The sequence below is a fragment of the Corynebacterium sp. KPL1818 genome, from assembly GCF_000478135.1.
Taxonomy (GTDB): domain Bacteria; phylum Actinomycetota; class Actinomycetes; order Mycobacteriales; family Mycobacteriaceae; genus Corynebacterium; species Corynebacterium accolens.
In genome coordinates this window covers 439,814-462,636 of record NZ_KI515759.1, presented here as the reverse complement: position 1 = coordinate 462,636, position 22,823 = coordinate 439,814, and the positions used below count along the sequence as shown (strand labels likewise).

The 22,823-nt window shown below is 59.6% G+C and carries 22 protein-coding genes; 3 read left to right on the top strand and 19 right to left on the bottom strand.

Annotation, left to right across the window (positions count from 1 at the left end; all coding sequences use genetic code 11):
- Positions 1-162: 162 nt before the first annotated feature.
- Complete coding sequence (locus HMPREF1261_RS07905; protein ID WP_023030559.1) at positions 163-1,371, bottom strand: RIP metalloprotease; 1,209 nt, start codon at positions 1,369-1,371, stop codon at positions 163-165.
- Positions 1,372-1,384: 13 nt separating this feature from the next.
- Positions 1,385-2,545 (bottom strand): 1-deoxy-D-xylulose-5-phosphate reductoisomerase, encoded by a 1,161-nt coding sequence (gene dxr / locus HMPREF1261_RS07900; protein ID WP_023030558.1) that lies wholly within the window; start codon positions 2,543-2,545, stop codon positions 1,385-1,387.
- A 140-nt stretch (positions 2,546-2,685) separates the two neighbouring features.
- On the opposite strand from dxr, the gene HMPREF1261_RS07895 reads away from it, so the two are divergent.
- A complete protein-coding gene (locus HMPREF1261_RS07895) occupies positions 2,686-3,174 on the top strand; it encodes a DUF2631 domain-containing protein (RefSeq protein ID WP_005283611.1) in 489 nt (162 codons plus the stop codon).
- A gap of 183 nt (positions 3,175-3,357) precedes the next feature.
- On the opposite strand, the gene rlmN is transcribed toward HMPREF1261_RS07895, so the two are convergent.
- Positions 3,358-4,470 carry a 23S rRNA (adenine(2503)-C(2))-methyltransferase RlmN gene (gene rlmN / locus HMPREF1261_RS07890; RefSeq protein ID WP_023017311.1) on the bottom strand — a complete coding sequence of 371 codons (1,113 nt, stop codon included), beginning with the start codon at positions 4,468-4,470 and terminating at the stop codon, positions 3,358-3,360.
- A gap of 104 nt (positions 4,471-4,574) precedes the next feature.
- On the opposite strand from rlmN, the gene HMPREF1261_RS07885 reads away from it, so the two are divergent.
- Positions 4,575-4,970: a lipopolysaccharide assembly LapA domain-containing protein gene (locus tag HMPREF1261_RS07885; protein ID WP_023030556.1), complete on the top strand. Its 396-nt coding sequence runs from the start codon at positions 4,575-4,577 to the stop codon at positions 4,968-4,970.
- A 110-nt stretch (positions 4,971-5,080) separates the two neighbouring features.
- Here HMPREF1261_RS07885 and HMPREF1261_RS07880 read toward each other — a convergent pair whose 3' ends face one another.
- From HMPREF1261_RS07880 to rpsB, 5 genes are all read right to left on the bottom strand, one after another.
- Complete coding sequence (locus HMPREF1261_RS07880) at positions 5,081-5,959, bottom strand: phosphatidate cytidylyltransferase (protein ID WP_005283618.1); 879 nt, start codon at positions 5,957-5,959, stop codon at positions 5,081-5,083.
- Between the two features lie 124 nt (positions 5,960-6,083).
- On the bottom strand, positions 6,084-6,641 hold the full coding sequence (gene frr, locus HMPREF1261_RS07875) for a ribosome recycling factor (protein ID WP_005278690.1): 558 nt from the start codon (positions 6,639-6,641) through the stop codon (positions 6,084-6,086).
- Positions 6,642-6,711: 70 nt separating this feature from the next.
- Entirely contained in the window at positions 6,712-7,398 is a 687-nt protein-coding gene (gene pyrH, locus HMPREF1261_RS07870; RefSeq protein WP_005278688.1) for a UMP kinase, read from the bottom strand.
- 227 nt (positions 7,399-7,625) lie between these two features.
- Positions 7,626-8,438 (bottom strand): translation elongation factor Ts, encoded by an 813-nt coding sequence (gene tsf / locus HMPREF1261_RS07865; protein ID WP_023022892.1) that lies wholly within the window; start codon positions 8,436-8,438, stop codon positions 7,626-7,628.
- Between the two features lie 304 nt (positions 8,439-8,742).
- The gene (gene rpsB, locus HMPREF1261_RS07860) at positions 8,743-9,576 is read right to left on the bottom strand and encodes a 30S ribosomal protein S2 (RefSeq protein WP_005278684.1); all 834 of its coding nucleotides are present in this window, start codon (positions 9,574-9,576) and stop codon (positions 8,743-8,745) included.
- 391 nt (positions 9,577-9,967) lie between these two features.
- On the opposite strand from rpsB, the gene HMPREF1261_RS07855 reads away from it, so the two are divergent.
- Complete coding sequence (locus tag HMPREF1261_RS07855) at positions 9,968-10,489, top strand: M23 family metallopeptidase (protein ID WP_369707784.1); 522 nt, start codon at positions 9,968-9,970, stop codon at positions 10,487-10,489.
- Positions 10,490-10,496: 7 nt separating this feature from the next.
- Here the strand turns inward: HMPREF1261_RS07855 and HMPREF1261_RS07850 are convergent, their stop codons facing one another.
- The 11 genes from HMPREF1261_RS07850 to HMPREF1261_RS07800 all read right to left on the bottom strand — a co-directional run bounded on the left by HMPREF1261_RS07850 (position 10,497) and on the right by HMPREF1261_RS07800 (position 22,707).
- Positions 10,497-11,414: a tyrosine recombinase XerC gene (locus tag HMPREF1261_RS07850; protein ID WP_023030554.1), complete on the bottom strand. Its 918-nt coding sequence runs from the start codon at positions 11,412-11,414 to the stop codon at positions 10,497-10,499.
- 22 nt (positions 11,415-11,436) lie between these two features.
- The gene (gene dprA / locus HMPREF1261_RS07845; RefSeq protein ID WP_023017308.1) at positions 11,437-12,618 is read right to left on the bottom strand and encodes a DNA-processing protein DprA; all 1,182 of its coding nucleotides are present in this window, start codon (positions 12,616-12,618) and stop codon (positions 11,437-11,439) included.
- Complete coding sequence (locus HMPREF1261_RS07840; RefSeq protein ID WP_023030553.1) at positions 12,615-14,180, bottom strand: YifB family Mg chelatase-like AAA ATPase; 1,566 nt, start codon at positions 14,178-14,180, stop codon at positions 12,615-12,617. Before HMPREF1261_RS07840 ends, dprA begins: the two co-directional genes overlap by 4 nt.
- Positions 14,167-14,565 (bottom strand): YraN family protein, encoded by a 399-nt coding sequence (locus HMPREF1261_RS07835; protein ID WP_023030552.1) that lies wholly within the window; start codon positions 14,563-14,565, stop codon positions 14,167-14,169. The genes HMPREF1261_RS07840 and HMPREF1261_RS07835 overlap by 14 nt, the downstream gene beginning before the upstream one ends.
- A gap of 182 nt (positions 14,566-14,747) precedes the next feature.
- On the bottom strand, positions 14,748-15,053 hold the full coding sequence (locus HMPREF1261_RS07830; protein ID WP_005278666.1) for a DUF2469 domain-containing protein: 306 nt from the start codon (positions 15,051-15,053) through the stop codon (positions 14,748-14,750).
- Positions 15,054-15,115: 62 nt separating this feature from the next.
- Positions 15,116-15,766: a ribonuclease HII gene (locus HMPREF1261_RS07825; protein ID WP_232208005.1), complete on the bottom strand. Its 651-nt coding sequence runs from the start codon at positions 15,764-15,766 to the stop codon at positions 15,116-15,118.
- Positions 15,744-16,481: a signal peptidase I gene (gene lepB, locus HMPREF1261_RS07820; protein ID WP_005278660.1), complete on the bottom strand. Its 738-nt coding sequence runs from the start codon at positions 16,479-16,481 to the stop codon at positions 15,744-15,746. Before lepB (HMPREF1261_RS07820) ends, HMPREF1261_RS07825 begins: the two co-directional genes overlap by 23 nt.
- A complete protein-coding gene (lepB, locus tag HMPREF1261_RS07815) occupies positions 16,459-17,154 on the bottom strand; it encodes a signal peptidase I (protein ID WP_167530823.1) in 696 nt (231 codons plus the stop codon). The genes lepB (HMPREF1261_RS07820) and lepB (HMPREF1261_RS07815) overlap by 23 nt, the downstream gene beginning before the upstream one ends.
- 245 nt (positions 17,155-17,399) lie before the next feature.
- On the bottom strand, positions 17,400-17,744 hold the full coding sequence (rplS, locus tag HMPREF1261_RS07810) for a 50S ribosomal protein L19 (protein ID WP_005278655.1): 345 nt from the start codon (positions 17,742-17,744) through the stop codon (positions 17,400-17,402).
- Between the two features lie 174 nt (positions 17,745-17,918).
- On the bottom strand, positions 17,919-20,171 hold the full coding sequence (locus HMPREF1261_RS07805; RefSeq protein ID WP_084538533.1) for a YhgE/Pip domain-containing protein: 2,253 nt from the start codon (positions 20,169-20,171) through the stop codon (positions 17,919-17,921).
- A 211-nt stretch (positions 20,172-20,382) separates the two neighbouring features.
- Positions 20,383-22,707: a Tex family protein gene (locus HMPREF1261_RS07800; protein ID WP_023030549.1), complete on the bottom strand. Its 2,325-nt coding sequence runs from the start codon at positions 22,705-22,707 to the stop codon at positions 20,383-20,385.
- Between the last annotated feature and the right edge of the window lie 116 nt (positions 22,708-22,823).

The window sequence follows — 22,823 nt, the reverse complement described above, 5'->3', positions numbered from 1 at the left end:
CTAGCTCGTGGCTCGTTGCTAAACGTTATTGCACAATAAGTGTTGAACGTCCCCACTCTAGCACTAGATGGTTAAGCGCTAAAGTTCCCGCTCGCGCTGCAAATGTGCACTATACGCTGAGCTCTCCACCCACTCCCCGCGGCGGGCGCGGGAAGGGCAAACCTAGCCAAATAGCCTGATCGGGTTAACCACATCCGCGATGATGATCACGACGCCAAGCCCCATGAGCAGGGCCGCCATGACATAGGTGATGGGCATTAGCCTGGTGTAATCGGCAGGACCCAGCGGCTGCTTGCCCATCAGCTTGCGGATGCCATCGCGGATTTTCTCATACAAGATGACCGCGATATGACCGCCGTCAAAGGGCGGCAGCGGAATGAGGTTAAACAGGGCGAGGAAGAAGTTCAGCGTTGCCAGCATCATGAAGAACGATGCCCACAGGGAGCGCTCCACGAGTTCGCCACCAACCCGCGATGCACCGACGACGGACATCGGCCCATTGACATCCCGCTCGTGGCCAAAGATGGAGGCCACCACTCCCGGTACCTTAGCGGGGAATTGTTTGATTCCCTCCACCGTGGCCTCGAGCGAATACGTGGTGAAATGCCAGGTTGCAGGCAACGCTTCCGTTGCTGAATACTTCTCGACGATGTCGAGGACCTCATTGCTCAGCCCGATCGAACCGGCATCGACCAATTCGCCCTGTTGATTCAGGCGCTTGACCGTGTCCAGTTCGATGGAGAAATCTTTTTCCTCACCACCGCGCTCTACGGTAAGCGTCACGGTCTCGCCAGGGCGCTGCATAACCTCATCGCGCAATTGCGTAAAGGAATCTAGGTGCTCGCCATCGAGCGCGAGAATGATATCGCCTTCCTGGACACCGGCCTTACCAGCGGGCCCGTTCCCGGTGCACGATTCCAGCTCCTGGTTTTCTTTTTGGTCAGCGGTGCAGGTTACCTCCCCCACCCGCGGGCGCACATCGGCATCTGGGTTGGGAAGTCCCGCAGTCATCGCCACGAAATACAAGATGACAAAGCCGAGGATCAGGTTGACGCCGATACCGCCTGCGAGGACGATGATGCGCTGCCACCATGGCTTTTTATACATCGCATAGGGCTTTTCTTCCTCCGTGAGGAATTCATCCTGCGCGGTCATCCCGGCGATATCGCAAAATCCACCCACCGGGAACGCGGCAAGGCCGTATTCGGTATGCCCCTTGCGGAAGGAGAAAACGCGCGGGCCAAAGCCAATGAAATACCGGCGCACCCGCATACCAAAGGCGCGGGCAGTAAACATATGCCCCGCCTCATGGAGAGCCACGGTCAGCCCGATGCCAAGGGCGAAAAACACTATGCCCAGCAAATTTGCCATTAAAGAAAGCTTTCTAGTCAGCTAAACGGTCAATGCGCGCATTCGCACGCCTACGAGCCTCGCCTTCTACAGCGAGGATTTCATCGAGGGTAGAGACTACACCAGCAAACTGGGAAGACTCCCCGAGGATCTCGCCTACAACATCAACAATCTCTGGGAAGTGGATGCGACCGGATAAAAAGGCCGCGGCGGCCTCTTCATTGGCAGCGTTATAAATCACGCCGGTGCCCTGCGCTGCGGCCTCGCGGGCGAGGGATACGGCGGGAAAAGAGACATCATCAAGCGGCTCAAAATTCCACGTATGCGCTTGGGAAAAATCAAGTGCCGGCTGCGCCCCCGGCACACGCTGGGGCCAATTCAGCGCCAGGGAGATGGGCAGCTTCATCGACGGCGGCGAAGCCTGGGCGACGGTGCAGCCGTCCTTAAAAGTGGCCATCGAGTGAATGACCGACTGCGGGTGAACTGTGACATCGATGCGCTCTGGCTCAATATCAAAAAGTAGCGTGGCCTCAATGAGCTCGAGCCCCTTATTAATCAAGGTGGCGGAATTCAGCGTATTCATCTGCCCCATAGACCACGTAGGGTGCTGCGCGGCTTGCTGCGGAGTAACATCCCACATCTGCTCACGCGTTTGGCCGCGGAAGGGACCGCCCGAGGCCGTGAGAACGAGCTTGGCCAGCTCGCCCTCTTCACCCGCGCGCAGGCATTGCGCCATCGCAGAGTGCTCCGAATCCACGGGGATGATCTGGCCTGGCCGCGCGGATTTCGTGACCAGCGTGCCGCCGGCAACCAAGGACTCCTTATTCGCTAGCGCGAGGTACTCGCCCATGTCCAGCGTGGCTAAAGTGGCCTTAAGCCCGAGGGATCCCACTAGGGCATTGAGCACGGTATCGGCGGGAACCGAGCGCACCAGCTCTTCTGCAGCACTATCACCAGAAAGTACCGTGCCGCCTAAAGCCGCAGAAACCTCCGCAGCCGCTGCAGGCTGGGCCACAGCAATGTGGTCAAACGAAAGGTGGAAGCTACGGGCCTGGTCAATGATCTGCTGCGGGTGAGAGCCGCCCGCGGCAATGCCCACGACCTCGAATTTATCTGGGTTATCCGCAATTACTTCTAATGCTTGCGTGCCAATAGAGCCGGTGGAGCCAAGGATAAGGATTCGCTGAGTAGTCACCCCTCTACCCTAGCGGTCATTTACCGCGCCCTGCTATGGGGTGGAGCCGGTCAAGCAGGCGGGGGTGTTTAATCGCCTTTGCAGCCACGATGTTTTAAAATAGATGCTAGTCAAATGGCATTGGTGTGCCCCCTCGATTAATGGACACACGCGATAGCGAAGGAGAGCAAGTGTCTTCCCACAAGCCGGTACCGCAGGTTTATGACGGTGTTTCTACCGAAGATGTTCCATCCGCAGGCTTCGGTTGGTCCCGCATCAGCCGCTCTGGTGTGCAAATCGCGGGTTGGATCTCCGTGATTTTCATGATTGGTTTCAACTTTGGTAACCACAAGGGCCACGTGGAGACCGTCTGGCTCGTCGCCCTGACCGTCCTGTTGGTTGTGGGCCTGCTCATCTTCACCTTCGAGCCGAAGCTCAACCAGGTGCGCACCATCACCTCTAATAACAAGCCGGCCGACCACCAGGAGCGCGACTGGATTTATGACCAGAAGACCGTTTCTGGCGCCTACACCGAGTTGACCGACTCCCAGCTGCGCGCGTTGAATATCGAGCCTTCCCGCGTAGCCCACCTGCGCGTTGACTCCGCGTCCGACGCTGCCGAGGTAAGCTCCGGCAAGCACGCGCTGTAATCCTAGCTACGGAAAACCGCCGAGCCTCCTTATTGCGAGGGGCTCGGCGGTTTCGTGGTTTTACCGGGCGCGTAGCTGTACTGCGTTTAGCTGGGCCGCGTGTGTAAACGCGGCATGCACCAACGAGACAACCACCTAAGCACTTATTCAAAAATGCTTAGGTGGCTGTGCGGCAGCGGACTCTTAGGCCGACATGTCTTCTCGTTCATCGGCGGCAAGCTGGCCACAGGCTGCCGCGATTTCATCGCCCTTGGTATCGCGCACGGTGCACGGCACTCCCTGTGCCTGGACGCGGCGCACGAATTCATTAAGCCGCGCCTTGGGGGCTGCATCCCATTCCGAGCCCGGCGTCGGGTTGAGCGGAATCACGTTGACGTGCACCTTGGAGCCGAGCTTCTGGTGCAGCTTGCGGCCCAGCATATCGGCGCGGAAATCCTGGTCATTCTTATCCCGAATAAGGGCGTACTCGATAGACACGCGGCGGGCGGATTTATCGGCGTAGTACCGCGCAGCGTCGAGGACCTCATCGACGGACCAGCGGTTATTTACCGGAACCAGGCTATCGCGCAGCTCATCATCCGGGGTGTGCAGCGATACCGCGAGCGTGCAGGCAAGGTCTTCGTCCGCGAGCTTGCGGATGGCAGGTGCCAAGCCCACGGTGGATACGGTCACATTGCGCTGTGAGAGCCCAAAGCCCGTTCCATCCTGACCGGTAATCTGGCGCACCGCCTGAACCACGCGCTTGTAGTTTGCCAGCGGCTCGCCCATGCCCATGAAGACCACATTGGACAAGCGTCCGCCTTCGGCCGCCATCGCCGCAGCTGCATGGCGGAACTGCTCGACGATTTCGCCGGTAGAAAGGTTGCGGTCTAGTCCGCCCTGGCCGGTAGCACAGAACGGGCAGGCCATTCCGCAGCCGGCCTGGGAAGAAATGCACAAGGTAGCGCGGCCGGGATAGCGCATCAGGACGGACTCCAATAGGGTGCCGTCGTGCAAGCGCCACAGGGACTTGGTGGTTTCCCCATCGTCGGTAGAAGTCGTACGAATTGGCTTCATGAGCTCAGGGAAGAAGGCCTCCTTGACCTCCTCGCGCTTGCCGGCGGGGATATCCGTCATCTCTTCGACGTCGTCGGTGAGATGCTCGTAGTAGTGCTTGGCAATTTGCTTAGCACGGAATTTAGGTAGGCCAATTTCTGCGAGCTTATCGATGCGCTCGCTTTCAGAGAGATCCGCAAAGTGCTTGGGTGGCAGACCGCGCCGCGGCGCGGAAAAGTTAAGTTTTACTGGTTGAGCCATAATAACGCCCATCTTTCCACGGTTTACCGGTACTTTTCCAATTGGGTAGACCTCAATTGATAGCCAAGTGGAATTTTGGAAGGGTTTACAGAAATAATGGACATATGACCACTCCGAAATACCCCGAAGATGACTTTTCCGCCTCCGATGATGAGGCCACCGCGGCAGGCGATAACGCCGCTTTGGCCGAAACCGAAAGCAAGGAAGTCTCCACCGGCACCACCGAGCCCGCTGCCGCACCACAAAAAGCCCAAGGTTCGTTCGCCGCTAGCACCTGGGCAGCGCTCATTGTCGGTTTCCTCTTGCTAATCGTGTTGATCATCTTCATCATGCAAAACCAGCAAGAAGTGCCGATGAACTTCCTAGGCTGGTCGGGGCAGTTCCCAGCGGGCATTGCCTACCTGATGTTTACCATCGGCGGCGCGCTCATCATGGCGCTAGTAGGTGTGTGGCGCATGCTGGAATTACGCCGCCAATTGCGCAAGCAGGCCGAAGGCTAAAAAAGCCCTACCGCCGCCCTCCTCCCTGCCCCGAGATTTAATTTCGGTGGCGCAGCAGGGAGCGGGCGGTTTATGCGCAGCACCCTTATACGCGGTGGCTGCAACCCGGTTTAGACCGCGAAGTTTGCCATGAGGCTCATGGCCACCCAGGTAACCATGGCAGAGGGAAGCATGCCATCAAGGCGGTCCATCAAACCACCATGCCCGGGGAGGATGTGGGACATATCTTTAATGCCCAGCTCTCGCTTAAATTGCGATTCCACCAAGTCACCCAAGGAGGCGCAAATAACAAGGCCGAGCCCCATCAAAGCGCCGATCCACGCCGAATGGTGCAAGAGGAAATGGACGGACACCGCACCAACGATGACGCCAAAGCCAATGGATCCGCAAAAGCCCTCCCAGGATTTCTTCGGGCTCACGGCCGGTGCCATGGGGTGGGAGCCAAACATCACACCGACGATATAGCCGCCCGTATCGGAGGCGACCACGCACAGCATGAAGACCACGATGGAAGCGGCGCCGCTGGCCACCGGGGTAGAAATCAACGACAGCATCGCTGCAAAAGTCGCGAAAAGCGGAATCCACGTGAGCACGAAAATGCCGACGGACATGTCCCGCAGGTAATTGATGGGAGGGCGATGCCGCCCGTTATGGAAAAGCCTGCCGAACATCAAAATGAGTACGGCGGTGACGTAAACGGCCACGAGGCCGGGCGCGCCAAGCGGCCAGGAAATCCACACCATGGCCTGGCCCAAGATGATTAACAGCGTGCGCGGGATATAGTATGAATTCTCCCGCAAGCGGGTAAGAACTTCCCACATGGCCCCGCCGACGGCGACGGCAACCACTGCATACCAGGCCAAGGGGCCGGCCCACACGGCGAGGACGACGAGGGCGCCGAGCCCCACGCCTACTCCAATAGCCGCCGGTAAGTCACGGCCGGGGCCATTTTTCGGCTGCGGCAATCGGCGGTTCAAGGCGTCACTCACCGTGACCGGCTCCTTTCACTTGACGTTGTATGCGCGTCGCGGGGCTTATCTATTTCCTATACAAAAATACTACGTACAGAAAAGCGCCGCCGGCCGAGGTGGGCGCGGCGGCAGTGGAAAAGACCTAGACCTCCATCAATTCGGATTCCTTGTTTTCCACCAGCTTGTCAACCTGCTCGACATAGCCAGCGGTAATCTTTTCCATTTCCTTTTCTGCGGCAAGGACCTCATCCTCGCCCTCTTCGCCATCCTTTTGGAGCTTCTTCAGCTGCTCCATGGCCTTGCGGCGGATATTACGGATGGCAATCTTGCCGTCTTCACCCTTGCTCTTGGCCAGCTTGACCATTTCCTTACGGCGTTCCTCGGTCAACTGCGGAACGGTCACACGCAGTACGTGGCCATCGTTGGTGGGGTTAACGCCCAGGTCCGAGTTGCGGATGGAGTTTTCAATCTCTTGGATCATGGACTGCTCGTAGGGCTTGATGAGCAACATGCGCGGCTCTGGCACGGAGATGGTAGCCATCTGAGTAATCGGGGTCGGCGCACCGTAGTATTCCGCGATGAGTCCGTTGAACATCGCCGGGTTCGCGCGGCCGGTGCGAATGGTCACCAGCTGCTCGCGGGTGTGCTCGACGGAAGCGGTCATGTGTTCTTCGGCTTCGAGCTGAATGTCATCGATCATGAGGCTGAATCATCCTTCAACGTTGAGGGGTAGCTGTATAAAAGGTAGCAGGTTCTGTGCCGTTTTAGAATTAGGACTGCACCAGCGTGCCGATAACCTGGCCGCTTGCGGCGCGGGCAATATTCCCCTCTTCCAAGAGGTTGAAGACCAAGATCGGCATGTCATTGTCCATGCACAGGCTAAAGGCGGTTGCATCGGCTACCTTGAGTCCCTTTTCAATAACCTCGCGCGGAGTGATTCGGGTGTAGAGCTCCGCATCGGGGTTCGTGCGTGGGTCGTCGGAGTACACGCCATCAACACCCTTGGCCAGGAAGAGGACATCGGCGCCGATTTCCAGTGCGCGCTGCGCGGCGGTGGTGTCCGTGGAGAAGTACGGCATGCCCATGCCGGCACCGAAGATAACGACGCGGCCCTTCTCAAGGTGGCGGTCAGCGCGCAGTGGCAAGTACGGCTCGGCGATTTGCGCCATGTTGATAGAGGTTTGCACGCGGCAATCAACGCCCTTTTGCTTCAAGAAGTCCTGCAGGGCCAACGAGTTCATGACCGTACCCAGCATTCCCATGTAGTCAGAGCGGGCGCGGTCCATGCCGCGCTGTGAAAGCTCTGCACCGCGGAAGAAGTTGCCGCCGCCGATCACCACGGCGATTTCGATGCCCTGCTCGGCCACTTCAGCGATTTGGCGAGCAACGTTATCGACAACGTCCGGGTCGATGCCAACCTTGCCGCCGCCAAACATTTCGCCGCCGAGTTTCAGCATTACTCGTTTGTATCCGGTTCGCTTCTCGTCTGCAGAAGTCACGCCTTCATCGTCTCCTTTTGCGCGGGCTGATTTATTTCTTTTCCATCTTACCTACACTGCCCCCGCTTCCCCACACCGCACCGCAGCCCGGCAGCCGCCCCTTCCCCATCGCCTCTAGACAGCAGAAAAGCCCACCGAGAGGGTGTACCTCCCGTGGGCTTTAAAGGCTAAAAAGCGGCTGAGGCTTAAGCGCCAACCTCGTAGCGGACGAAGCCGGTGATGGTGGTGCCGGCCTCTTCTGCAACCTGCTTAACGGTCTTCTTGTTATCGGACAAGGAAGCCTGCTCCAGCAGAACAACGGACTTGTAGAAGCCGTTCAGGCGGCCTTCCACGATCTTTGGAAGCGCAGCCTCAGGCTTGCCCTCCTCGCGAGTGGTGGCCTCAGCGATGGAGCGCTCCTTCTCGACGATCTCTGCAGGAACGTCTTCGCGCTTCAGGTACTCAGCATTCATTGCTGCAATCTGCAGAGCGGCAGCGTGTGCGCCTTCCTTGTTGCCTTCGTAGGAAACCAAGACACCAACTGCAGGAGGCAGGTCAGCGGAGCGCTGGTGCAGGTAGACGGCAACATTGTCGCCATCAACGGTGACTGCACGACGTGCCTGCAGCTTCTCACCGGTCTTTGCGGACTCCTGGTCAACGAACTCGGAGACCTTCTGGCCGTCGATCTCTACGTTGTTGAGTTCTTCCGGGGAGTTAGCCTTGGCTGCGGCTGCAGCTTCAACAATCTTCTTGGCGAAGGACTGGAAGCCCTCGTTCTTTGCCACGAAGTCGGTCTCGCAGTTGATCTCAACCATGGTGTTGCCGGATACGGCAACGAGGCCCTCGGTAGCCTCGCGGTCAGCGCGCTTGGACACGTTCTTCGCACCCTTGATGCGCAGGAATTCAACGGCCTTGTCGTAGTCGCCGCCGTTTTCTTCCAGGGCCTTCTTGCAATCGAGCATGCCGGAGCCAGTTGCTTCGCGCAGTGCCTTCACGTCTGCAGCAGTGTAGTTCGCCATAGTTAGGGCGATCCTCCTTGAAAATCAGTCAGTGTTCGTTGAGACAGCGTAGCCGAAGAAGCGGTCTCGCGCCGTCTTTGGGTGGGGGTATCTACCCCAGTTTCCTTCATCAATGCGATTGTACGGAGGCTAGTTTTAGCCGCCTCCAGCATAGATAAAAGTAACCCCCACCGCCGTAGCACACGGTGGTAGGGGTTAGGTAAACAGCCTTGTACAGGAATTATTCCCTAGCTGCCCCACACCAAGATGTGCGTGGGGTATTCAATTAAGTGCAGTTAAGAAAGAATCCTCACAAGAGGCAGGCCTACTGTGCAGGCTTGTCTGCGGGTGCTTCCTCAGCCTTTTCTGCAGAAGCAGGATCGGATGCGGCTGCAGCAGCCTCAGCATCGCGCTGTTCCTTCTCTGCGGAATCGCCGGCAGCTTCCTTAGCGGCTGCAAGCTGGCGCTCCTCGCGAGCCTTCTTGCCTTCCTCGACGGCGGAAGCCACGATGCCGGACAGCAGCTTGGTGGAACGGATTGCGTCATCGTTGCCCGGGATCGGGAAGTCAACGTCATCCGGGTCGCAGTTGGTGTCCAGGATGGCAACAACCGGGATGTTCAGCTTGTGGGCTTCCTTAACCGCGATGTGCTCCTTGTTGGTGTCAACAATCCACAGTGCGGACGGGGTCTTGGCCATCTCAGAGATGCCGCCCAGAACGCGCTCAAGCTTGGCGCGCTCGCGGTTGAGCATCAGAACTTCCTTCTTGGTGCGGCCCTTGTAGCCGTCCTCGCGCTCATCCATTGCCTGAAGCTCCTTCATGCGCTTCAGACGCTTGGACACGGTCTGGAAGTTGGTGAGCATGCCGCCCAACCAGCGGTGGTTGACATAAGGCATACCGACTCGGGTTGCTTCTTCAGCAACTGCTTCCTGCGCCTGCTTCTTGGTGCCAACGAAAAGGATGGTGCCACCGTGAGCGACGGTTTCCTTAACGAACTCGTATGCCTCATCGATGTAGGTCAGCGTCTGCTGCAGGTCGATGATGTAGATGCCGTTACGGTCGGTGAAGATGAAACGACGCATCTTCGGGTTCCAGCGACGGGTCTGGTGGCCAAAGTGCACACCAGCGTCGAGGAGCTCGCGCATGGTTACAACTGCCATGATTCGCTCGCTTTCTTTTAATTGTCTTTCGGTTTTCCAAATGTGCGGTGTTTTATTCCGCACCCTAGCAACGAAGGCCCTGCCAACACCTTGTTTCCAAGGACCACGTCAGCTGCCGGGCCGCCACACCCTTAACGCAGGATGCAACAACTTCGTCGCGCGTAGTCAATGCCTCCGTGAGGGTTAACTCCCAGCGGACACACTGCTATGAAAGACAATAATCCCAGCCAGCTGGATTTTCCAAACCGAACGAGCACTTTTCCACAAGTTTCTTTGGACGTTTCGCCTCGATTGTCACTCGGGTTTCTTCCGCCCCACCGCTGCCAGTTTATCCACAGCCAGCCCACGCTTCGCAGGACATTATTTGCCCTGGCGCTACACACTGTGCCCCATGAACCTTTTTCCACGACCACGCAATAATGCCGCTTGCCGATGCCCCATTCTCCCCACCCTCGCCACCATCCTCACTTGTGCGCTAATGCTACTGTGCGCGGCGCCCGCTGCCGCATACGTCGATCCCGCCTCGGGTAAACCGCGCCCGGTTCGGGTGCTGCGCGGCTTTGATAAGCCCGAGCATAAGTGGAGCGCTGGCCACCGCGGCGTCGATATGGCCCTAAGAATAGGCGGCCCAGTCGTCGCCGCCGAATCCGGCACCGTCGCTTTTGTCGGCACCGTCGCCGGAACCCCGGTCGTGTCGATAGATCATGCAGATGGCATTCGCACCACGTATCAACCCGTGCACGCGAGCGTCACCCAAGGCCAAGAAGTGCGCGAGGGCCAAACCATAGGAAAACTCGGCCACCCAGTAGACGGCACACCAAGACTGCATTGGGGCGCGCGGATTGCCAAGGACAGCTACATTGACCCATTAAGCCTGCTGGATATACCGGTTATCCGCCTCAAGCCTTTATAAGAATCACTCAGGCCCGCGGGTGGGCCTGGGAATAGACCTGCTTTAGCCGCTTTGCGGAAACATGCGTATAGATTTGCGTGGTACTCAAAGACGAGTGTCCCAATAACTCTTGGACCACGCGCAGGTCCGCGCCGCCTTCTAAGAGATGTGTAGCCGCAAGGTGTCGCACCCCGTGCGGCGTTAGGCCGCTTGTGCCGGTAACCGTGGCGGCTTTGTCTACGATGCGCCGCACCTGGCGCTGGTCAATGCGCGCTCCCCTGCTGCCTACAAAGATGGCCTGGGTATCTCCCCGCGCCATCTCTTTGCGCCCGCCGTCTATCCACTGCTGCAGGGCATCGGTTGCGGCGGCACCAAAGGGCACGACCCGTTGCTTATTTCCCTTACCGGTAACACGTGCGGTGGACCGCTTAAAGTCCACGTCTTCTATATCGAGGCGGACCAATTCCGCCACGCGCATTCCGGTGGCATAGAGCAACTCCAAAATCGCGCTATCGCGCTGAAAATGCGCTTCATCGACAGAAACGGCGTTGCCCACAAGTTCGCCCGCCTGCTGCGGTGCCATGACCGTTGGGAGATGCTGGCCCACCTTCGGTGTTACCAATCGTGCCGCAACATCGCGGGTGAGGTAGCCTTCCCTTTCCGCCCAGGTAGAAAAGGCTTTAACTGAGGCTGTCCTGCGCGCCAGCGTTGCGCGCGCCTTTCCTTCTGCGACCGCGTTGCCCAGCCACTGGCGCAGGTTATTGAGGTTAAAGTCCTCAAAGGTATCGATGTCTTGAGCCAGGTTTTCTAAGTCCGCGCGGTAGCCACGCACCGTGGCCTCCGCACGGCCCTTGACGCAGAGCTGGAAGTCCGCAAAATCCTCGATGGCCTCATCCATCTGCCCCACCGGGGCATTGCGTTCTGCAGCCTTCCGTTTATCACTCATACCCCATGAGTTTACTTGCTTTTCAGCCCATCTCTAAGCGAACCCAGTTATTTCCCTCCCGCACGATCACACACATTTTCTCTAGGGCAAGCAATAAGTGGATAGTAAGGGGCAGGCGGAATCCCGCGTCCCGCGCAATATCTTCAGCAGTAGCCGGAGGGCTTCCTGGCGGCGGGGTCGCGTCAAAGACCCGCAGCTCATTCCGCGATAGTCGCTGCGTTAAAGACGCCGCAAAATTCATTTCATACTGCGCCTCCGGATCAACCGTCCCGGCGCGGCCCACCAGGGCGCGGACTTCGTCGGCGCTGGCGACCAACTGGGCCCGCCCGTCTTGGATGCGCTGGTGGCACCCGAGCGAGCCACTCGTCGTAATTGGCCCCGGCACGGCCATGGCAACGCGCCCCAAGGCTTCTGCCCAGTTGAGGGTATTAAGAGCACCGGAACGATATGCAGCTTCCATGACCACGATTCCTTGGCTTAGCGCCGCAACAAGGCGGTTGCGAATGAGGAAGCGATGCCGCTTAGGTGCTGTCTCGGGAGCGAATTCGGAGACGATGCAGCCATTATCGGCAATCTGATCGAAGAGTCCACCATTGCGGGCCGGGTAATTCTTGTCGATTCCGCACGCGGCGACAGCAATGGTGCGCCCCGCATTGTGCAAGGCGGTCTCATGCGCCACGGTATCTACTCCCAAAGCCCCGCCGGAGACGATAGTCCACTGATGGTTCACTAGGCCTGAGACCACACTTTGGGTTGCCTGCCACCCGTAGCGCGAAATGGCACGCGTGCCCACGATTCCAACGGCCTGCCCTACCTCGGGTTTAAGCGCTGAGCCGCGTACCCACAAGCTATGCGGCGGTACTGCTTGCTCATCGAATGTGGCCGGCGCGTCCGCGCCATTCTGGTAAAAACCAAAGGCAGAAGAAAACGCCTCGGCTGGCCACTCGGGGCTATCGGCAGTGATCAATCGCGCCCCCACGCGCTCTGCGGCGGCGAGGTCTTCTTTTTGCCGCACCCAATCAAACCGTGAGGCGGTGCGCGCTAAGAGAGGCCCGATCCAATCGGCTCGGTGATAAATCCCGTGGGCAATCTCTTCGGCCGAATGATGTTCCAGCAAGGCCTGCAAGGAGGCGGACGGGCCTTCCACCACGCGATTGAGATATACCCATGTGGCAAGTGGAGTCGATAAATCAAGATCGCTCATGCCGAAATCCTCCCTACCGTTTGGCTCGAACGAAGGTCGAGGGCTTGACCCACTTCCGCAAGATCGGGTGTGGAACTGCCGTGCAAGTCGGCCAAGGTCCACGACACGCGCAGGACGCGGTCGATGCCGCGCTGCGAAATCTCGCCCTCGGCAAGGTAGGCAGACAACATGATCATCGCGGACTCAGATGCGGGGCGGTGCCGGCGCAAATAGGACGAGGGCACGGCGCCGTTGACGCGGGCGGGAATGCCGTCGGCCGCCCAGCGCGCCCGGGCACGGTCGCGGGCTGCGGCGACCCGCTCGGCAATGGCGGCAGAGGATTCTTCGCCCTCAGCATTGATGGTGGCTGACTGTCCGGAGAGGGTGACCACCATGTCCAAGCGGTCGCGCAACGGCCCGGAGAGATTCGATAGATAATGAAGCCGGTCATGCGGATTGCACGTGCATTGAGAGGGATCCTCGGCGGCGCACCGACAGGGGTTAGCGGCCATAATCAGTTGGAATCGCGCCGGGTAGTCAATCTCCTGCTGCGCGCGTGCCAGGCGGACATGACCTTCTTCTAAAGGCGCGCGCATGCCGTCAAGGACTGGGGCGCTTACCTCGCTGACCTCATCGAGGAAGAGCACCCCATTATGGGCCAGGCTCACCGCCCCTGGGCGAGGATGGCCGCTTCCACCACCAAGGAGCGCCGCACGGGTAACCGAAGAGTGCGGGGCGATGAAGGGCGCGTGGGAGACCACTTCACCGGGGGTCCCCGTGAGCGAGTGGACCGCGGTGGTTTCTACCATCTGGTCTGGGCTTAGCGCCGGAAGAATGCTGGGCAGGCGCGAGGCGATCATGGATTTTCCCGAGCCTGGTGGGCCAATCATCAACAGGTGGTGCCCACCGGCGGCAGCGACTTCCGCCGCCCACTTGGCATGGTGTTGCCCGGCTATATCGCAAAAATCTAGCCGCTTCTGTGCGGGCGCCGGTGCGGGTTGATCAGAGCAGCACTCGGCCGCACGGGGCAGGTCGCGCTCTCCTAGCGCCCACGCAAAGGCATCAAAGAGCGTGGCTGCGACCAGCACATTCATATCAGGAACGAGGGTGGCCTCGGCCGCATTGCCTGGCGGAATGACCAGCGTAGTAATGCCCTCCTCGCGGGCGGCGAGAAGCGCAGGGATAATGCCGGGTACTGCTCTAACCGTGCCGTCCAGGCCCAGTTCCCCGAGCACCAGGGTTTCTTCAAGGACCCGGTTGGGTAACTGCACGGAGCGCGCGTAGTCAGCGCCGTGCTGTTCTACGTGGGCGGCGAGAATCGCAAGGGCCATGGGCAGATCAAAATGGGAGCCTGATTTTGGGAGCGAGGCCGGTGACATGGACACGATCACCTTGGTTTTCGGCCATGGCAGGCGGGAATTCGCGGCGGCGGTCTTGATGCGGTCGCGGGATTCAGATATCGCGGTATCCGCATGCCCCACCACATGGATTCCGGGCAGGCCATGCCCTACGTTGGCTTCGACGTTGATGACGCGGGCGAGTACGCCGTGTAGGGAGACTGCTAAGCATTTACCGAGAGCCATCGTCGACCCCCGTAAAGTGCTCTAGTTCAAAACCCTCGCCTTTGACCACGAGAGCAATGACATCGAAGCGCACGGTAGCCAGCGGCTTGCCGTCTAGCCACTGGACGGCGGCCCTGCGCATGCGGGCAAGCTTGTGTGGGGTCACCGCCTCGGCTGTGCCAAAACTCGCGGTAGAGCGGGTTTTTACCTCTACGAAGACGATCGTGCCATCGGGCTCGCAGGCAATAAGGTCGATTTCTCCCACTCGGTAGGAGACGTTGGCGGCAATGATGTCGGAACCGCGCTCGCGGAGGTAGCGCGCGGCGAATGATTCTCCCCGCTTTCCCAGTTCTTGCCTGTGCCGGGGGTGCTTCGTAGCGAGGTGTTTATCGGATGCAAATTGCATGTGTGGCGTCCTTTTCTTTCGTGCTGTTTGTGCTGCACGCACAGAACACCGCAGGATGCGGGCCGGATACAAGCCCGAAAACCAGAAAACCGCCGCGGATGTGAATAACTTCGGCATCACGAAGAGTTATCCACAGCTGCGGCGGGATGGAGCGGGCGCCGAATTGACAGGCGCCCAGCGCCCTAGTCCGGCATGATGAAATCCGGCTTATCCAACTCCTCGATATTGACATCTTTGTAGGTAATGACGCGAACGTAGCGCACGAATCGGGCGGAACGGTACATATCCCATACCCAGGCATCGGACATGCGCACCTCGTAGTACACATCGGGCCCGGCGGTATGGGGAATCAGTTCTACGGCATTGGCCAGGTAGAATCGTCGTTCGGTTTCTACGACATAAGAAAACTGGCTGACGACATCGCGATATTCGCGGTAAAGGGACAGCTCTACCTCTGCCTCGTAGTTTTCGAGTTCCTCTGCACTCACTGTGGACCTCCAAAATATGGGATAGCTCGCCCTAGCTTAGCGCGCAGAAACCACAATTTTCGCTAGGCACGCGCAGTGAATTGGGCATGCGCGCGCTGCACATTGCTGTAGCTCATGCGGTGTTCTGGACTCGCCCCCAAAGCGGCAATCGCGGCCTCGTGCGCCTTAGTGCCATAGCCCTTATGCCCTGCCAATCCATAGCCCGGAAAGCGCTCGTCCAGATCCAGCATGAGGCGATCCCGGCTGACCTTGGCCAGCACGCTCGCCGCCGCAATGCACCGCGCCGCCGCGTCCCCACCAACGATGGGCAGGTGGGGTTGGGTGAGGCCGGGGATAAAGAGGGCATCGGAAAGCACATAGCCTGGGCGCTGTTCCAGGCGCGCTACTGCCCGGCGCATGCCTGAGGTATTGGCGTGTTGGATGCCACGCTTGTCGATGTCCCCTGCCGCAATATGGACCACCGACCAGTCCACAGCCTTGTCTTTAATGATGGGAAAGAGCTTTTCGCGCTGGCGGGGCGTGAGCTTCTTGGAATCGGTTAAGGTATCCAATTCTCCCACGATGCGCTTGGGCAGGATGCAAGCAGCGATGGTGATGGGGCCGCAGCACGCACCGCGGCCGGCCTCATCCACCCCGGCGACGGGGCCGAGCCCTGCCTTGGCCAACGCCACTTCAAAGGTGCGTTGCTGTTTAAGCCGCCGCATCCTGGATATCCGGATCGTCGATGCCGCCAAAGCGCGATACGGGCAGGACCACGGCTTCTACCTTGCCGCGCACATTGTCCACCGGCACGGTGCCTTGCAGGTGATCGCCGATATGCGCGCGGGAATCCAGGGAATTGGTGCGGTTATCCCCCATGACCCACATATTGCCTTCTGGTACGGTCACGGGACCGAAGTATTGGCCGCCGCAGGCCTGCGAGCCGGAGCCGGGATCAACCGGGATCTCGGGCGGATCCAATGTGAAACTCTGATCTATCGGTGCACCATCCACCATCACCGCGGAATCGCCCTCCTCGCACTTGACCGTCTGGCCCTCGGTGGCGATAACGCGCTTGACCAGGATATTTTCCCCATTGGGCAAAAGCCCCACCGACGCCAAGGCGTTTTGGGCACCGCGCACCAGCACATTATCGGAGCGCTGCACCTCAAATTCCGTATTCCAGGACTCAGGTCCTTCAAATACCACGACATCGCCTGGGGCTGGGTCGTGGAAGTAATAGCTCATCTTTTGCACCGCGATGCGGTCATTATCGCAGCCGGTACAGCCATGCAGCGTAGGTTCCATCGACGCGGAGGGAATGACATACATCCGGCCGACGAAAGCCTGCAGTAGGACTAAGAGCACGAAGCCGCCGATGACCGGCGCGAGGAAATCGCGCGTGCGCAGGCGCTGTTGCTGTGGTTTAGCTTTGGATGTCTGGGTCATCGACCCCACCAATGCGGTTGAACGGCCAGAATACGAACTGCACCTTTCCGCGCACGTTATCTACGGGGATCGTGCCGTGGAAGTTATCGCCCATGTGGTAGCGCGAATCGGCAGACGCGGTGCGGTTATCCCCCATGACCCAGATATTATCCTCAGGCACCTTCACTGGGCCGAAATACGGGCCACCGCAGGCTTCCGATCCAGTCGATTCATCCACCGGATAGGTCGGCGGATCCTGCACGTAATCCTGCTTGATGGGCTTGCCATCCACCATGACGGCGGGATCGCCTTCCTGGCAAGACACCGTCTGCCCGCCGGTGGCGATAACGCGCTTGACCAGGGTATTTTCATCTGGTGGCGCCAAGGAGATAAAGCTCAGCGCATCCTGAATGCCGTGAATGACGGCATTGGATGAGCGCGGGGAGACGTAACTCCCGTTCCAATCGTCGGTGCCCTTAAAGACCACGACATCGCCTGGCTCTGGGCTCTTATCGCCGTAGTAAGAGACCTTTTCTGTAAAGATGCGGTCATTCGTGCATCCCTCACAGCCATGCAGCGTCGGCTCCATGGATCCTGAGGGAATCACGTATTGGCGGCCGATGAAGTTTTGGAATAGCCCCACGACCACCAGCACGGAGACGACGACTACGAGAGTCTCCAGCCACCACGGCATTTGTTTTTTCTCCGTGGTTGCTTCCTCCGCGGCCGCTTCTTTGCCCTGCGAGATGCTTTCGTTATTCACCCGTCAGATCCTAGCAACTGCATGCCCGCAATCTGGATTGGCTCCCGTGACTGCGGGGCGATTCACAGGAAATCGAAATGATTCGAGGAGTGCACAATAAAAATCTCCCTCCCTTTCCGGCACTGTGCATGCGGGAAAGGAAGGGAGATAGGCGCTGCCCAGGGCGGGCATTAGAACTAGCGACGCTCCTTGATGCGAGCTTTCTTGCCGCGCAGATCGCGCAGGTAGTACAGCTTCGCACGGCGAACGCGGCCGCGGCGGGAGACCTTGATGGACTCGAGGTTCGGGGAGTGAACCGGGAAGGTACGCTCTACGCCGATACCGAAGGAAACCTTACGCACGGTGAAGGTCTCGCGGATACCGGAGCCCTGGCGGCGGATGCAGATGCCCTTGAAGAGCTGTGCACGCTCGTTGTTACCCTCAATAACCTTGACGTTGACGTCGAGGGTATCGCCGGGGCGGAAGGACGGGATGTCGTCGCGCAGCTGCGCTGCATCGACCTTGTCGATAATGTTGGTCATACCAATATTCCTTTTCAGTTTGGGACAGAGGACCCTGGCGGCCGGAGGCCTGACCGGTTCGTGCCCGTTACATAGAACGATGGATTATCTTTCCATAGGAACCGGCCAATTCCAAATTCCTCTACTTCGCGGATTTACTTCCCTACCTGGGGCGAGCCGGGCGCGCAGCACGCCTTAGGCGGGCATGGGCGAGCGGAGGATGGAGTGGTGCTCATCGAGGATCTTTGCCGTGCCCAGGTATCGCGCCCGGAAGACCAAGTACGACGCCACCACGGCACCCACCGTGATGCTAAAGAGGATAATGATACTGCTCCAGAAGGTGCCATCATGAATGCCGTCGGTAGCACGGGTAAACGCGTCCTTGGCGTAGGACATCGGGTGGAAAGGGTGCAACAGGCTGAGCGCGCGCGGAATCGCCAGGACCGGCCAGACCCCGCCAAAGACCATCACGCCCAGGGCGAACGCGCCGGCTGCAAAGATCGAACCGATCTTGCGCCCGAAGGTAATCAGGAAGAACTGATAGGTCGCCGCACCCACGGCGGAAATCGCGGCGAGCACGAGCGCGATCATGGACCAGCTTGCCGGCTGCCACCCCAAGGTGGAAGACATCAGGGCCATAAACGCCAGTATGAGGAAGTTTAGGCCGGTCAGCGCGGCAAAGGCGCCGAATACGCTGCGGGCTGGGCTGGTGACGCGGGCTCCCCGGCGCGCCATGTAGTACGGCAGCGTCATCGCCAAGAGCAGCATGACGAGGAAGCCGAATACGAGTACGAAGAGCATGGAGGCGCCGCCGGTAATATTCTTTTCGGTCGGGTCCGCTGGGTTGACCACCGTCTGCACGGGATGGACATTGGATGCGGTGAAGTTAATGGGAACCGCTATATTTTGCGCGGAATCCTCTGGGCGGGAAATGGTAGGTGCCTTGGCGGCGCCTTCGGCAAGCTTTGTAGATAGCTCGCCAGAGCCTTCCTTGAGGCGGTCCAAGCCGCCCTTGAGCTCGGTTCCGCCTTCAGCCAGGCGGCCGGTGCCCTCCTTGAGCGCGCCCGTGCCATCGTGGAGGCGGGAGGCACCGTCCTGCAGGCGGGTCGCACCATCCTGCAACTGCGAGGTACCGTCGCTAAGCCTGCCAACTCCGCCGCGCAGCTCCTTGATGCCATCGGACAGGCGGTGTGCACCGCCGTTCAGTGTGGTCAGCCCGCCGAGGTATTCCGATTGCGGGTCGGACAGGTTGTAGTGCAGCTGCCCGGTGCCTGCGGAAAGCTTCTCCAGCTGTCCCACCATATTTCCACTAGAGGCGGGATCGAGCCTGGATACCAACGAGTAGAGCTGATCCGCTTGCTGGGTCATACCGAGCCCGCGCAAGATATCTACCAGCTGGGTAAGGCCAGGTACCACGGCTTGGGCTTGCTTCAGCACGGGGATGAGCATGCCGGTGAGTTGATTGACCCCGGCATCGATCTGGCCCGCACCATCGGCAAGGCGGCCGGTACCGGCAAGGAGCTTATCGGAGCCATCGGCAAGCCGGGAGGCACCGTCATCGAGGCGCGCCGCGCCATCACTCAGCTTGCCTGCACCATCATTCAACCGCCCGACGCCGTCATTGAGCCGCGTCGTTCCGTTGAGGAGCTCGGCCGTGCCGTTATTGAGCTTGCCCGCACCGTTGTCGAGCTTGTTGATACCCTCAACCGCGCGCCCGCCGCCCTCTTGCAGCTTTCCAGCGCCTTCATCGAGGCGCCCCGCGCCGTCCGCGGCATTGCCCAGGCCGTCGCTCAGCTTAGTAAGCCCCTCAATAACCTGGTCGGCGTACTTTTTGGAAATGGCGTTTTCCACGCTCGTTTGTACCTGCGGAATAAGGCTGGAGGAAATCACCGAGCCATTCGTGCCGTAATAGTCATTCGTGGCGAAGTTGATCTCAGGCTTTTCGGGCTTATCGCTGATGATGGTGACGGCTTGTTCGGAAAAGTTCTTCGGGATAGTCACCACCATCAAGTACTTGCCCTTGACCAGACCCTCTTCGCCTTCGTCCTTGTTGACCTCAGAGAATTTGAGGTAATCGGTCTCTAGCAGGCCCTCGACCACTTGGTCGCCATAGTTGGTGTGCTTGCCCTGCTTGTCCACGCCGGCATCTTCATTGACCACTGCGAGGTCAATATTGCGCATGTACTTGGATGGATCCCACATGGCCCACATCATGGTTCCGGCCACGATGATGGGCGCAACGAGGAAGAATACGATAAGCACCCGCGACAAAGCGCTGCGTGGGCGCCAGTCCAGGAGGCGGTGCCAGCCCAGCACTCCCCGGCTCTTGTGTTCCTCGCCGCTTATCGAGGCCATCGCTGCAGTATCCTCGGCACCGTGACCGCTATCGGCCGCACGACTCATAGTTGTCTCCTTATGGCAGTAGTTCAGCGTCCCCCTTGCCCCCATCTGCCCAGAAGCACCTCGCTGAAGCAGGAGAAGAAGGACGCCATTTACTTAGTTTTGCCAAACTTACCATTATTGGATGTGGGAGTCCGCATCGATTGTAATGTGGCGGTCATATTTTTCGGGTCGTCCGCGGTTGGCGGGGATATTTTCCCCACCGCGGCCTCAAGCAGCGGCCCACCCTGCGGTGCTGGTAGGCCGCTGCACAGAGAAGCTAGAAGCCGGCCTTCTTCAGGGCATCGGCCATGGTCCCCTTGGCTGCCGGGCGCCCGCGGGAGCCTCCACGATCGGAGTTGCGTCCGCCCTTCTTCCCCGCTGCGCGCGAAGGCTTTTGACCGCCGCGCTTGCCGGATCCGCGCTGCGAGTCGCCGCCGCGGCGCTTCGGCGCGGGCTGGCCCGGCTCATCATCCAGCCGCAGCGATAGGCCGATGCGCTGGCGATCGACGTCGACCTCCATCACCTTGACCTTGACCACCTGGCCGGAGCGCACGACCTCATGGGGATCAGAAACAAACTGATGGCTCATGGCAGAGACATGGACGAGGCCGTCTTGGTGCACGCCGACATCCACAAACGCGCCAAAGGCCGCCACGTTGGTGACCGTGCCCTCCAGCACCATGCCTGGGGTAAGGTCAGAGACCTTATGCACGCCTTCTTTAAAGGTGGCGGTCTTAAACTCAGGGCGCGGATCGCGGCCGGGCTTATCCAGCTCGGCGATGATATCGCTCACAGTTGGGATACCGAAGATTTCATCGGCGAAATTGGCGGGATCCAGCTTGTCCAGCACGCGGGTATTGCCAATGAGCTCGCCGATGCCCAGCCCCGTCTGCTCCGCTATTCGCGTCACGATGGGATAGGCCTCCGGGTGAACCGCGGACGCATCGAGCGGGTCCGCTCCCCCATTAATGCGCAGGAAGCCGGCGGACTGTTCAAAGGCCTTCGGCCCCAGGCGCGGCACCTTCTTCAGTTCCTTGCGCGTAGCAAAAGAACCGTTGTCATTGCGGTAGGCCACGATATTGGCGGCAATGGTGGGGTTAATACCCGCCACGCGCTCCAATAGCGGCGCCGAGGCCGTATTGAGGTCAACGCCAACGCCATTGACGGCGCTTTCCACCACGCCATCCAGCGTGCGCGCCAGCGACGTCTGGTTCACATCGTGCTGATACTGGCCCACGCCGATGGCCTTAGGATCGATCTTCACCAGCTCTGCCAGTGGATCCTGCAGGCGCCGGGCAATGGATACCGCCCCGCGCAGCGAGACATCCATATCCGGGAATTCCTCTGCCGCCAGCTGCGATGCGGAGTAGACCGATGCACCGGATTCGGAGACCACGACAGGGGTCGGCCGCTGACCGCCCGCCTGTTCGAGCAGGTCGGCGATCTCGTGTGCGAGCTTTTCCGTTTCCCTGGAGGCAGTGCCATTGCCGATGGCCATGAGGTCAACCGAGTGCCGCGCACACAGCGTAGACAGGGTCTGCACCGCCTGCGACCACTGGTTTTGTGGCTGATGGGGATAAACGATGGTGGTATCGCGCACCTTGCCCGTTTTATCCACCACGGCGCATTTGGTGCCGTTGCGATAGCCCGGATCGAGGCCGATCGTCGCGCGCTGGCCCGCGGGGGCAGCAAGCAGCACATCGCGCAGGTTGGTGGCAAAGACCTTGAGCGCGCCTTCTTCTGCCACTTCTTTCAAGCGCATGCGCGCATCCAGGCTGGAAGAGACATACAATTTGGTGCGCCATCCCCAGTGCACGGCATTATCCAGCCACGCGGAGCTGCGATCCAGACCGAAGCGATCCGCAATGAGGTCCTCGTAGTCGGCATCGTCACCGGCATCCAGGTGCAGCTGCAGCACTCCCTCGTTCTCCCCGCGCAGGAGCGCCAGAATGCGGTGGGAAGGAAGCGAAGAAAAAGGCTCGTTGAAGTCGAAGTAATCCTTGAACTTCGCGCCCTCGGCTTCCTTCCCCTCTACCACCTGCGCCTGCATGGCACCCTGGTTAAACATGCGCTCGCGCACGCCACCCACCAAGTCCGCATCGAGCGCGAAGCGATCGATGAGAATGGAGCGCGCGCCTTCCAGTGCCTTTTTGGTATCCGCGAAACCTTCCGTGAGATAGCCTTGCGCCAGTTCCTCCGGCTGGGCCTTCGGCCGTGCAATCAATTTGTCGGTCAAGTCTTCCAAGCCGGCTTCGCGGGCGATATCCGCCTTTGTCTTGCGGCGCTTTTTATACGGCAGATACAAATCTTCGAGCCGCGCCTTGGTATCGCAGGCAAGGATTTGGCTACGCAGGGCATCGCTAAGCTTGCCCTGCTCCTCGATGGCGGCAAGGATCGTCTCTTTGCGCTCTTCTAGCTCGCGCAGGTAGGTGGCTCGCTCTTCGATGGTGCGCAATTGCGCGTCATCCAAACCACCCGTGACCTCCTTGCGGTAGCGCGCAATGAAAGGCACGGTATTTCCCTCCGCCAGGAGCTTCAGCGCCGTCGAAACCTGGGTTTCTTGAGCGCCGATCTCCGCCGCGATGGTGGCCGCAATATTCACGTAGATTCCTCACACTTCTATTTCACAGCTTGGCATAGGACCCACCCAATCTACCGCATGCCTTGTCCACCGCCCCGGCCTGCCACCGCCGGACACACAAAATCCTCTCCCTCCCG